At 48.1% G+C, this 12,650-nt stretch carries 6 protein-coding genes; all 6 read left to right on the top strand.

The window, feature by feature from the left end; all coding sequences use genetic code 11:
- Window positions 1-8: 8 nt before the first annotated feature.
- The 6 genes from SCB77_RS09105 to SCB77_RS09080 all read left to right on the top strand — a co-directional run bounded on the left by SCB77_RS09105 (window position 9) and on the right by SCB77_RS09080 (window position 12,582).
- Window positions 9-3,404: a glycosyl hydrolase gene (locus SCB77_RS09105; protein WP_320186116.1), complete on the top strand. Its 3,396-nt coding sequence runs from the start codon at window positions 9-11 to the stop codon at window positions 3,402-3,404.
- A gap of 24 nt (window positions 3,405-3,428) precedes the next feature.
- The gene (locus tag SCB77_RS09100; protein ID WP_320186115.1) at window positions 3,429-5,447 is read left to right on the top strand and encodes an aceric acid hydrolase; all 2,019 of its coding nucleotides are present in this window, start codon (window positions 3,429-3,431) and stop codon (window positions 5,445-5,447) included.
- A 36-nt stretch (window positions 5,448-5,483) separates the two neighbouring features.
- Window positions 5,484-6,902 (top strand): sialate O-acetylesterase, encoded by a 1,419-nt coding sequence (locus SCB77_RS09095; protein WP_320186114.1) that lies wholly within the window; start codon window positions 5,484-5,486, stop codon window positions 6,900-6,902.
- Window positions 6,903-6,921: 19 nt separating this feature from the next.
- A complete protein-coding gene (locus SCB77_RS09090) occupies window positions 6,922-9,252 on the top strand; it encodes a DUF5703 domain-containing protein (protein ID WP_320186113.1) in 2,331 nt (776 codons plus the stop codon).
- Window positions 9,253-9,378: 126 nt separating this feature from the next.
- Window positions 9,379-10,452 carry an L-rhamnose/proton symporter RhaT gene (rhaT, locus tag SCB77_RS09085; RefSeq protein ID WP_320186112.1) on the top strand — a complete coding sequence of 358 codons (1,074 nt, stop codon included), beginning with the start codon at window positions 9,379-9,381 and terminating at the stop codon, window positions 10,450-10,452.
- Window positions 10,453-10,473: 21 nt separating this feature from the next.
- Complete coding sequence (locus SCB77_RS09080) at window positions 10,474-12,582, top strand: bifunctional aldolase/short-chain dehydrogenase (RefSeq protein WP_320186111.1); 2,109 nt, start codon at window positions 10,474-10,476, stop codon at window positions 12,580-12,582.
- Window positions 12,583-12,650 lie beyond the last annotated feature (68 nt).

Genomic DNA, 12,650 nt, shown 5'->3' with positions numbered 1-12,650 from the left:
TCTCACGAATGAAGATAAAAAGTTATATACTCGGAGGCCTGCTGTGCTGCATATCGGCGCTTAACGCGCAGATCAAAGGGATTCCGGCCTCACTGATCGCCTTGGACGAGCAGTCCTATCAACAGGCAAAACCTTGGGTCGTTTGGTATTTTATGCACGCCAGCTACTCCAAAGAAGGCATTACTGCGGATTTGCAGGCTATGGCCGCAAATAATATTGCAGGGGCCTACTTTACGCCCATCAAAGGAAAGACCGATCCGCCCTTGTTCGAGCCGGCAACCGAAACCTTAACGCCCCAGTGGTGGGAGATGTTCCGCCATATTGTCGCCGAGGCAAAGAAGTACAATATCAAGATCGCCATGTTTCCCAACGATGGTTTTGCCACCGCAGGTGGGCCTTGGATAACAGCAGAAAAATCTATGCAAAAGATTGTATCCGCAGATACGGTTTTGTCGATCAACGGAAAATCCAAGCTTCGTATCAAGCTGCCGCAGCCCCAACGTAATGAAGGCTATTATGAGGATATCGCGTTATACGCCATTGCGCAGCGACAGTGGTACAAAAGTAGCGAGACGAGTGTGCCCAAGGTGAGCAACAGCTATGGCGAAGATCTGCAACGCTTGGCCAAGAAAGGAAACAAGCAACATTTTGCAAGCTCCCAACCAGGCTGGATACAATATGAGTTTGACGAACCTTTTGTAGCAAACACCCTCAAGATCGAGTGGAACGCATCGAATTACCAAGCAAACCGCTTACAAGTTTTGGTGAGCGATGATGGTAAAGACTTCAAACTACTGACACAGCTACAATCCCCCCGGATGGGTTGGCTCGATTGGGACAATGGCGTTACGCACACCTTGCCACAAACCAAGTCAAAATTCTACCGTTTCGTGTACGATCCCAGCGGATCGCAGCCAGGAGCAGAAGATCTGGATATCGGCAAGTGGAAGCCTTCATTGAAGCTGTTAGGCATCACGCTCTTTGAAGAAGCAAAAATAAATCAGTTTGAAGGAAAAACGGGCGAGATATGGCGCGTTTCGCTACCAACATCGCCTGCCGATATCCAGAACGAAAACATCATTCAGGCACAAGATATTCGTGTACTTCCTGCACCATCCGCCAGTGGCGAAGTGGAACTGGATCTGCCAAATGGATTGTGGAAAATACTTCGCGTAGGGCATACCAGTACCGGACACAAAAATGAAACCGCTGGTGCGGGAAAGGGATTGGAATGCGATAAATTGGATGCCGATATTGTGGCCTTCCAGTTTGAACAGTGGTATGGAAAGGCAAAGCAAGCCGTCGAACCCGGTTTATCCAAGGACGTACTGACGGTCTTTCATATTGATTCCTGGGAATCGGGAAGTCAAAACTGGACGAAACGCATGCCTGAAGAATTTCAAAAGCGAAACGGTTACGCCTTGCAGGACTATTTGCCCGTGCTGGCGGGCTATGTCGTGAACAGTGTGGAGGCCTCCGAAGCATTTTTGCACGACTACCGCGAAACCATTGCAGCCCTCTTGCTCGACAAAGGTTTTGCAACCTTACGGAAGATGTCTGATAAATATGGTGTGGAACTTACGGCGGAAACAACCGCGCCCGTTATGACCAGTGATGGCCTTTCGCACTTTAGTTTAACCGATCGCACCATGGGCGAATTTTGGTTCAGAAGCCCGTCGCATGATAAACCCAACGATGTATTGGATGCGGTATCCGGGGCACATATCTACGGCAAGAATGTCGTGATGTCCGAAGCGTTTACACAGATCCGGATGCAATGGGACGAACACCCACGACTATTGAAGCCTGTGCAGGATCTAAATTATACCTTGGGCGTGAATAATTTAGCGTACCATGTGTATGTGCACAACCCCTGGAGGGATCGCAAGCCCGGTATGACGTTGGACGGTGTGGGCACTTACTTCCAGCGCGATCAGCTATGGTGGAAGCCGGGCAAAGCCTGGGTAAACTACGCTATTCGCAGCCACCAGTTGCTCCAACAAGGGAAGCCGGTGCGTGATGTGGCGGTATTTATCGGCGAAGAAGTGCCTCGGCGGGCACTCTTGCCCGATCGATTGGTAGACGTGTTGCCCGGGATCATCGGTGCAGATCGTGTTGCACGCACGGCGCAGAAACTGGCCAACGAAGGACAACCTTTACAAAAAATTGCTGCGGTGACTACTTCCGCCAATATGTACAATCCGGTAGATTGGGTAGATCCGCTGCGCGGATATGCCTATGATTCGTTTAATCCACATGCATTGCTACAGGGCGCAAAAGTGGTTGATGGTGCAGTCCAGTTTTCAGACCATATCGCCTACAAGCTATTGGTCGTGCCGGACAAGCACCTGTTGAATCCTAACCCGGAAGCGAGCTCACTGGCCGTGCTGTCCAAGTTTGCCGATTTGGCGGAAGCTGGAGCGACGATCTTGTTCCAAACCAAGCCTAGCAAACTAAATGGAATTGTTACAGCACAGGATTCAGCTGCTTTTCATACGCTATTGGGCCGCTTATTTGATGGGATGCATACAGATCATGGTTTGCAGGTCAAAAGCCTGGGGAAGGGAAAGATCTATCTGGGCGCTTATGAAGGTAGCGACTTTAAGGCACTGGGTATTGCAGAAGATCTGATTATCGATAGTAAGAAGAACGAGACGATCGCTTGGAACCACCGACATGTGGACGGTGTAGACAGCTATTTCCTGAGCAATCAGGATAGTGTAGCACGTGAAGTAGCGCTTTCTTTCCGTAGAAAAGCATCCCATATTTACTTGTATGATGCGGTGATTGATAAAATACGTGCTGTAGAAACAAGAAATGATGATGGCCGTATCGGCGTTTCCGTAAATTTTGCTCCTCATCAATCGTTGTTTATACTCTTGAGCGACAAACAGCTAGATCTGCCGGTTTGGAAAGAACAACGGGCCGAAACTTTAAAGGGCAAGTGGACAATGCAGCTCGAAGGCCAGGAAGCGAAAACAATGGAGCAAGAAGTTCCTGCATTTTGGACCGATTCGGAAGAAGAAACCCTGCGCTACCATGCAGGCAAAGGGAGCTATACCTTACGCTTTAAACAGGCCAATAAATTGAAAAGTAAGCGGACAGTACTTCGCTTAGCCGATGTGGAAGGGATGGCCGAAGTGTTCCTAAATGGAAAGGAAGTGGGTGTGATCTGGGCAAAGCCTTATGAAATAGATGTCACGGACGAATTGAAAAAAGGTGAAAATCTATTGGAAATAAACGTTTATCATACTTGGGGCAATCGATTTGGCTATGAAGAAAGTGGCAAGGCCGAGCAGAAGATGATACAGACGACGGCGACGCCAAAATTTCTGAAAGCGTTGCAACCGGCGGGATTAGCAGGAGATGTGCAGTTGCTTTGGTTTGAAAAAGGGGAAAAATAGATTTTTTACAGGGAAGGATAAAAAATGATCAATAAAAAAATATACGGTATAGGCCTTGCGCTGCTCTGTTTAAGCAAGGGACTGTCCGCGCAGGAGCGTGCGATAACCAACACGAGTTCTAGCCCATTTGCGCTACAGAAGGCTGTGGATATGGGCGATGTAACTTGGACAAAAGGATTTTGGGCCGATCGGACGGCAACATGCTACGAGCATATGGTGCCCAATCTGTGGGAAGTGTACACTAGGGCCGATATCAGCCACGCTTATCGGAATTTTGAAATCGCCGCTGGACTTGAACAAGGCGAGCACAAAGGCCCTTCCTTCCATGATGGCGATTTTTACAAAACGCTGGAAGCCGTTTGCGCACTCTATGCACAGACTAAAGATAAGAAGCTCTTGCAGATGATCGATCAGGTGATCCCGGTCATTGCCAAGGCGCAGCGTGCCGATGGCTATATCTATACGAAAGCAACGATCGATCAGCGTAATGCGGGAACGAACATCGAGTTTCAGGATCGCTTGAGCTTTGAATCCTACAACATCGGGCATTTGATGACAGCCGGATGTATTCACTACCGCGTTACCGGGCAACGTAACCTGTTGGATATCGCCATCAAGGCGGCCGACTACCTGTATGGATTCTATAAAAAATCGAACCCTACCTTGGCGCGTAATGCGATATGCCCTTCGCACTACATGGGCACGGTCGAGCTCTACCGGACGACCAAAGAACCGAAATACCTGGAGCTGGCCAAACACTTGGTAGACATCAAAGGCGAGATCGAAGATGGTACGGATGATAACCAAGATCGCATCCCATTCCGCCAGCAAAATAAGGCGATGGGGCATGCCGTACGCGCTAGCTACCTGTATGCCGGCGTAGCCGATCTGTGTGCCGAATTGCAAGATACGACGCTGAGTAATCGACTTCTTAACATATGGGACGATGTTGTGCAACATAAAATGTACATCACCGGTGGTCTTGGTTCGTTGTATGACGGGACATCGCCCGATGGCACATCATATGACCCAACCCAAGTACAAAAGATACATCAAGCCTTTGGCAGAGATTACCAACTGCCCAATCTGACGGCGCATAACGAAACATGCGCCAATATTGGCAACATGCTGTGGAACTGGCGCATGACCAACTTGACGGGCGATGCCAAATATATGGATGTGTTGGAGTTGGCCCTCTATAATTCGGTGCTATCCGGAATAAGCTTGGATGGCGATAAATTTTTATACACCAATCCGCTCAGTTTCTCCCATGCGCTGCCTTTTCAGCAACGCTGGTCCAAGAAGCGTGTGCCCTACATTGCACTCTCCAATTGCTGCCCACCCAATGTGGTGCGTACGATAGCCGAGGTAGCAAACTACGCGTACGGCCTGTCGGAAAATACCGTTTGGGTAAACCTTTATGGGGGCAATGTGTTGGATACCAAGTTTAACGCGAAGGCCATCAAGATCAAACAGGAGTCTAATTATCCTTGGGATGGCGACGCTACTTTTGTCGTAGAAGAAGTACCTCGCGACTACCAACTGAAATTTCGTATCCCCGGATGGGCATCCCAAGCAGAAATTCATCTCAATAATAAAAAGGTAGATTTCAAGGTAGATAAGGGCTATGCACAGCTCGCAGGGGGGGTAAAGAAAGGCGATCGTATTCGTATCCACCTGCCGATGGAGGTGGAATTTATGGAGGCGAACCCATTGGTGGAGGAAACACGGAATCAGGTTGCTGTAAAACGCGGTCCTGTGGTCTACTGTTTAGAACAAGCAGATGTGGCTAATGAACAAGATCTTTTTGCATTAAAAATCAAGACAGCCGAACGGTTCGAGCCGGTTCATGATGCCGTGTTGGGACAAGATTTGGTCTTCTTGGAAGGAAAGGCATATACAGACGAAGCTGGACAATGGAATAGCCTGTATCGTACGCTTTCCAAGGACGAAAAGAAAGCCGTATCTGTACGGCTTATTCCGTATTTTGCTTGGGGTAATCGGGAGTTTGGTGATATGTCGGTTTGGCTGCCTGCCCGATAAGCTAAGGTTAGATCTGAAAATTTTAAACTGTTTCGCGTGAAAAAAATCCTCACCTTGCTGTTGCTCCTTGCAGCAGTGTCCTTGAAAGCTGAAGTTCGCCTCGCGGCGATTTTTACCGATGGGATGGTTTTACAGCAGCAAAAAAATGTGCCTATATGGGGCTGGGCAAAGCCCTTGTCCCTAGTGAAGGTACGAACCTCTTGGGATAATAAGACCTATCAGGCAAAAGCCGATAAAGATGGCAGTTGGCGTCAAGAGGTACAGACGGCCAAAGCTGGCGGTCCTTATGCAATACAAATTTCAGCGGATGAAAACATCTCGCTGGCCGATGTCTGGCTGGGCGAAGTTTGGTTGTGTGCTGGGCAATCGAACATGGAAATGCCGATGAAAGGATATCCTGCGCAGCCCATTATGGGAAGTACCGAAGCAATTTTGGATAGCGAAGATCAGCAGTTGCGCTTATATACCGTTCCGCGAAATCCACAATTGAAACCCTCAGCCGATAGTAAACCCTCACGATGGAAAGTCGCAAGTCCATCGACTGTGGCAAACTTTAGCGCAACCGCTTATTTCTTTGGCAAAAGGCTGCGCCAGCAGTTGAAGGTTCCGGTGGGGCTTATCGTGAGCAGTTATGGAGGCTCTAATGTGGAAGCTTGGATGGATGCCGCGTGGCTCGCTGATCAACAGGACATCAAGATCCCGCAGCAAGAAGAAGGATTGAAAGATAAGAATCGAGTGCCCACTATGCTCTATAACGGCATGATTCATCCCTTGATCGGTTTCGGGATAAAAGGCATCATCTGGTATCAGGGAGAATCCAATTACGAACGTCCTGAGGCGTACGAAGTTTTATTTCCGCGCATGGTAACGCAGTACAGGAAGCTGTGGAATGATGGTCAACTTCCCTTTTATTTTACGCAAATAGCACCCTTTGATTATGCTTCACTGCCGCCATTTTTATTGGGAGGCAAGTATAACTCCGCATATCTGCGCGATGCACAGCGAAAATCTTTAAAACATATTCCACATAGCGGCATGGCCGTGACATTGGATTTGGGGGAAGAAAATTGTATTCACCCAGCACGTAAAAAGGAGGGTGGCGAACGGCTTGCTTTATTGGCATTGGGTGGAAGCTATGGCTTGGAAGCCGTCGCTTACCGTAGCCCAAGCTTCGATAGCCTCTCCATTGATGGAAGTACGGCGACATTGCGTTTCCAAGATGCGCCCTTGGGGCTTACCGCTTTTGGTAAAGAAATTACGACGCTGGAAATCGCAGGTGATAATAAAGTTTTTTACCCAGCGACGGCAAACATACAGGGGAAGACGATTGTCGCGTCATCACCGCGTGTTCCACATCCTGTTGCAGTACGATATGCCTTTCGGGATTTTGTCGTAGGGGAAATATTTGGCGTAAACGGATTGCCCGTAGGTTCGTTCCGAACCGACGATTGGTAGATCAAGGGATAACATGGATATGAATCGAAAAAGTACGTTTATCACCTTCCTTATTCTTTTATGGTCTTTGCAGCAGCTCCAGGCGCAGTCGTTTGATTGGAAGGGCTACCACGTGCTGTGGACCAGCCCAAGTAAAAATTCATCCGAGTCGATGCCCGTAGGTGCTGGCGATATCGGCCTGAATGTGTGGGTGGAAAATGGTGATGTCCTGTTTTATCTGGGAAAGAGTGGCGCTTTTGACGAGAATAATACGTTACTGAAACTGGGACGTGTGCGTTTGAACATGTCGCCAAATCCATTTGAAGGCGTAGCGTTCCGGCAGGAACTGCTGTTGGAAAAGGGGCAAGTAGCTATTGCCGGGCAGAGCAATGGTGTAAAAGCCGAATTGCTCCTTTGGGTGGATGTGCACGCACCCAATGTGCATGTAGAGATAAAAGCCGATAAGAAGGTGGAGCTCGTAGCAACCTATGAAAATTGGCGCTACAAAGATCTTTATCCGCAAAAAAAGGAAAACAATGCCAACTCGTGGAAATGGGCGCCGCCGAAACCGGTGGTAACGCATCGGGACAGCATCTCTGCAATACCCAACGGCCTGCTGTTCTTTCACCAAAACAAACCGGAAACAGCTTTTGATATCGTCGTTGGACAGCAAAAGCTGGAATCGGTGAAAGACTCGCTACTCAATCCGCTCTACCCCCTCATATCGGGAGGTATCTTGCAGGGGCAGCATATGCTGTTCGATGGCTATCACCATGGACGTTATCTGGATACCGACTTTATGGGCTGGCGCTTAAAAAGCCAAAAGGCAGCCACGACACATCGGCTGCAGGCGACTTTGTTGGTACGCCAAGCTGCTGAGCTGAGCGACTGGAAAAAGTATGTTGAACAACAGACTACAAAATGGAGCGCGTTGCCTGAAGTGAAACAAAAGGCCGAAAAATGGTGGTCAAATTTTTGGTCGCGCAGCTACATCGCCATCCATCCGTCAGCCAAGGATACAGCAGATGCAGCATGGCAGATCGGGAGAAACTATCAGCTTTTTCGCTACATGTTGGCCTGCAATGCCTACGGCGAATACCCCACGAAGTTTAACGGTGGCCTCTTTACCTACGACCCTTCAGGAGTAGACAGCAGCTTTACATTTACGCCAGACTTTAGAAATTGGGGCGGCGGAACGCATACCGCGCAAAACCAGCGACTGGTATATTGGCCGATGCTCAAAAGTGGAGACCTAGACATGATGGCGTCGCAGTTTAAGTTTTACCAGCGCATACAGCGTAATGCAGAGTGGCGATCCAAGGTCTACTGGGGACATGCCGGGGCAAGTTTTACCGAACAGTTGGAAAACTTTGGACTACCCAATCCGGCAGAATACAACTGGAAACGCCCCAAAGATTATGATCCGGGATTGGAATATAATGCTTGGTTGGAGTATCAGTGGGATACGGTACTGGAGTTTTGTATGATGATGCTTGAAACCCATAACTACGGAGGCCAGTCGATCAAAGGCTACCTGCCTTTTGTCGAAAGCTGCATCCGTTTTTTTGATGAGCATTATCAATATCGCGCGCGACAACGCGGAAGCAAAGTGCTGGATCAGGATGGTCATCTCGTTTTTTATCCAGGATCATCGGCAGAGACCTATAAGATGGCTTACAACGCGTCGACCACAATAGCAGCCCTGCGGCAAGTGACCAGTCGGTTGCTGCTGCTGCCCGATCAAGTGCTGGATACTACCCAACGTGCTTATTTTAAAACTTTCTTAGCGAAGATTCCGCCATTGCCTACCCGAACATTGGATGGAAAGAAGATGCTAGCGCCCGCCCAAGTGTGGGCTCGGGTAAATAACACGGAATCTCCGCAGTTGTATCCAGTATTCCCTTGGGGGATATATGGGGTAGGCTTGCCGGATATCGACGTAGCGCAAAACGCCTATTGGCATGATCCGGATGTGCAGAAGTTCAGAAGCCATGTGGGCTGGAAGCAGGATAATATCTTTGCCGCTCGCCTTGGTTTGACAGAAGAAGCCAAGCGGTTGACCTTGTTAAAACTAGGCAATGCCGACCGCCGCTTTCCGACATTTTGGGGGCCGGGATTTGATTGGGTTCCCGATCATAACTGGGGCGGATCGGGGATGATCGGTTTACAGGAAATGCTGTTACAAACTGTGGAAGGTCAAATTCTATTGTTCCCTGCGTGGCCCAAAGAATGGGATGTAGATTTTAAGTTGCATGCTGGTCAGCAAACCACCGTAAGCGGGGTGTTGCGCAACGGAAAGCTGATGGATTTGCAGGTACTGCCCATCGAACGTAAGAAAGATGTGGTCAACTTACTCGAGCAACAAATGTAGAAAGCATATGTAAATCTGGGCGAAAAGGGTAAAAGGTGTTAGCATGACAGTGCATAACAGTTTTACCCATTTTTCATTTTATCTTGGAGCATCAATATGAATCTATCTTATTTTAAAACATAATTTATGAATGCATTAGCGGGAGTTATATTCCACTTTATTGGAGGTTTTGCGTCGGGGAGCTTTTATGTACCTTACAAAAAGGTTAAGGGATGGTCGTGGGAGGCTATGTGGATCTTGGGAGGATTGTTTTCTTGGATCATCGTGCCGCCAATTGCGGCTTACATAACCATCCCGAATTTCGTGGATATCATTCGTGAATCAGGTACGTCAACCCTCGGTTATACCTATCTGTTTGGGTTACTTTGGGGAATCGGAGGATTGACATACGGCTTGGGCGTTCGCTACCTAGGGGTGTCTTTGGGAAGCAGTGTGATCTTGGGTTTAAGTATGGTGTTTGGTTCGTTGATGCCGGCGATCTACTACTTCTTTAACGAAACAGTAGGTAAACAAGGTATAGACTATTTCTTGACCACTAATGCCGGGCGTTGTGTGCTGGTAGGGCTCTTGGTCTGTGTGCTTGGGATCTACCTCTGTGGTCGCGCCGGTATGCTGAAAGAAAAGAGCTTGGCTAGTCTATCTGCCGAAACAAAGTCCGATTTTAATTTCGGTATCGGTATTGCCGTGGCCATCGTGTCGGGCGTTCTTAGTGCTTGTTTCAATTTCGGTATCGAAGCGGGTAAGCCGATGGCCGATGTAGCGAATGAACTTTGGAAAGCCGCAAATCCTAATCAGGGCGAGTTTCTTTACCAAAACAATGTCACGTATATCGTGATCTTGTGGGGAGGGTTCACCACCAATGTCATATGGTGTCTTTATCTGTTGACCAAGAATAAAACATTTTCAGACTATGGGAAGTCATCGGCTCCGCTGGGCAAGAATTTATTGCTCTGTGCGTTGGGCGGAACAACCTGGTATCTGCAGTTTTTCTTCTATGGCATGGGCGAAAGCCGTTTGGGCAATGGTGCCAGTTCATGGATACTGCACATGGCCTTTATTATCTTGATCTCCAATGCATGGGGAGTTATTTTGAAAGAATGGAAGGGCGTTAATAAGTCGACCTACACGTCGATCGTCGCTGGTATCGTGACCATTATCCTTTCCATCTGTATAGTTGGATTTGCAAAAACATTAGAATAGTACACATAAAAATTTTGAATCGTGAAAGAATATAAACACGTAAACTACTTGTGGGATGATGCCAAAGCGAAATCTCTTGAAGGAGATGAAGTTGCTTTATTGTTATATCGTTCCAATCTATTGGGATCAGACTTAAGAATTACAAATTATGGTGGCGGAAATACGTCCTGTAAGCTAATAGATAAAGACCCTTTGACGGGAGAAGAAGTGGAGGTGATGTGGATCAAAGGATCGGGAGGAGATATCGGTACGTTGAAAAAATCGGGACTGGCAGCATTGTATGTTGAGCGTTTGCGTAATCTCGAGAAAGTCTACCGCGGTATTGAGCACGAAGACGAAATGGTCGAGTTGTTCAACCATTGTATCTTCGATTTGGCGTCGAAGGCGCCATCGATCGACACGCCGCTTCACGGGTTCCTTCCCTTTGCACATATCGATCACCTGCATCCCGATGCTGCTATCGCCATCGCTGCGGCAAAAGATGGTAAGAAGATCACGCAAGAGCTTTTCAATGGGCAAATAGGGTGGGTGGAATGGCAGAAGCCGGGATTTGATCTTGGTCTGCAACTACGCGCTTGCTTGGAGGAAAATCCGGGAATCCGTGGTATTATGCTCGGTTCGCACGGTTTGTTTACCTGGGGAGATACCGCTTATGAAAGCTATGTAAACTCCTTAGATGTTATTGAAGCCTGCGCAGAGTATTTAGAGCAGAACTACGGAAAGAGTAGACCTGTTTTTGGAGGACAAAAGGTGGAAAGCCTACCTGCAGAGGAACGAAAAGAACAGGCTGCAAAATTGGCGCCGATACTACGTGGTTTCTGTTCCAGCGAACGCCACATGATTGGCCATTTCACGGATGATGAGAAGGTATTAGAGTATATCAACTCCAATGATTTGGAACGTCTTGCTCCTTTGGGAACAAGCTGCCCGGATCACTTCTTGCGCACGAAGATTCAACCACTTGTCCTGAACTTGGATAAAGCTGCCGACTTGAGCGATGTGGAAGCTGTAAAAGCGCAGTTAGCGCCATTGTTTGAAGACTACCGGGCGATGTACACCGAGTATTACGAGACATGCAAACATGAGAACAGTCCGGCTATCCGCGATCGTAATCCGGTAATCATCCTGTATCCGGGGGTAGGGATGTTTGCGTTTGCAAAAGATAAGCAGACAACGCGTGTTGCCGCAGAGTTTTATATCAATGCCATCAACGTGATGAAAGGCTCGGAGGCGGTGAGTGAATACACGTCCTTACCTCGCCAGGAAGCATTTAATATTGAATACTGGTTGTTGGAAGAGGCTAAGCTTCAACGTATGCCGAAGCCAAAGCCTTTGTCGGGTAAGATTGCATTGGTGACGGGTAGTGCTGGTGGAATAGGTAAAGCTATTGCCAAGAGATTTGCAAACGAGGGGGCCGTAGTCGTGTTGAACGACATGAATGCCGAGCGTCTTGCAGGCGCTGAGCAGGAATTTATAGACGTGTTTGGCAAGGATGCTGTAACCACAGCAGAGCTGGATGTAACCAATCAAGAACAGATCGAAGAAGCGCTTAAGAAAGCGGCATTGGCCTTTGGAGGCGTAGATATTATTGTTAATAATGCTGGTTTGTCCATCTCCAAAACCATTGAAGATCACACCCAAAAAGACTGGGACTTGTTATATAACGTCTTGGTGAAAGGACAGTTCTTGGTTACGCAGGCTGCCACTAAAGTGTTGAAGGCGCAGGCCGTTGGTGGTGATGTGGTGAATATCGTTAGTAAGAATGCTTTGGTAAGCGGACCTAACAATGCCGGCTATGGTAGTGCTAAAGCGGCACAACTGCACTTAAGCCGCTTGAATGCTGCTGAATTAGGAGCCGCTGGTGTACGTGTCAATGTGGTTAACCCTGATGCGGTGATCTCCGATAGTAATATCTGGGCTGGTGGCTGGGCAGAAGGCCGTGCAAAAGCCTATGGCATAACGGTAGCGGAATTGCCAGCCTATTATGCAAAACGTACACTATTAAATCAGATCATCTTGCCAGATGATATTGCGAATGCTTGCTTTACCTTCGTAGGAGGCAACTTAAGCAAGTCTACCGGAAACGTGTTGAACGTGGACGGTGGTGTCGCCATGGCCTTTGTACGCTAAACATTTTTTAAAAGATATCGTTGCGCTGATGCAATGCTATCCGAAAACTTGTCACGTCTAACGTGTCA

Source organism: Sphingobacterium bambusae, from assembly GCF_033955345.1.
Classification (GTDB): domain Bacteria; phylum Bacteroidota; class Bacteroidia; order Sphingobacteriales; family Sphingobacteriaceae; genus Sphingobacterium; species Sphingobacterium bambusae.
The sequence above is the reverse complement of the archived record's forward strand: the minus strand, read 5'-3'. Positions and strand labels throughout refer to the sequence as shown.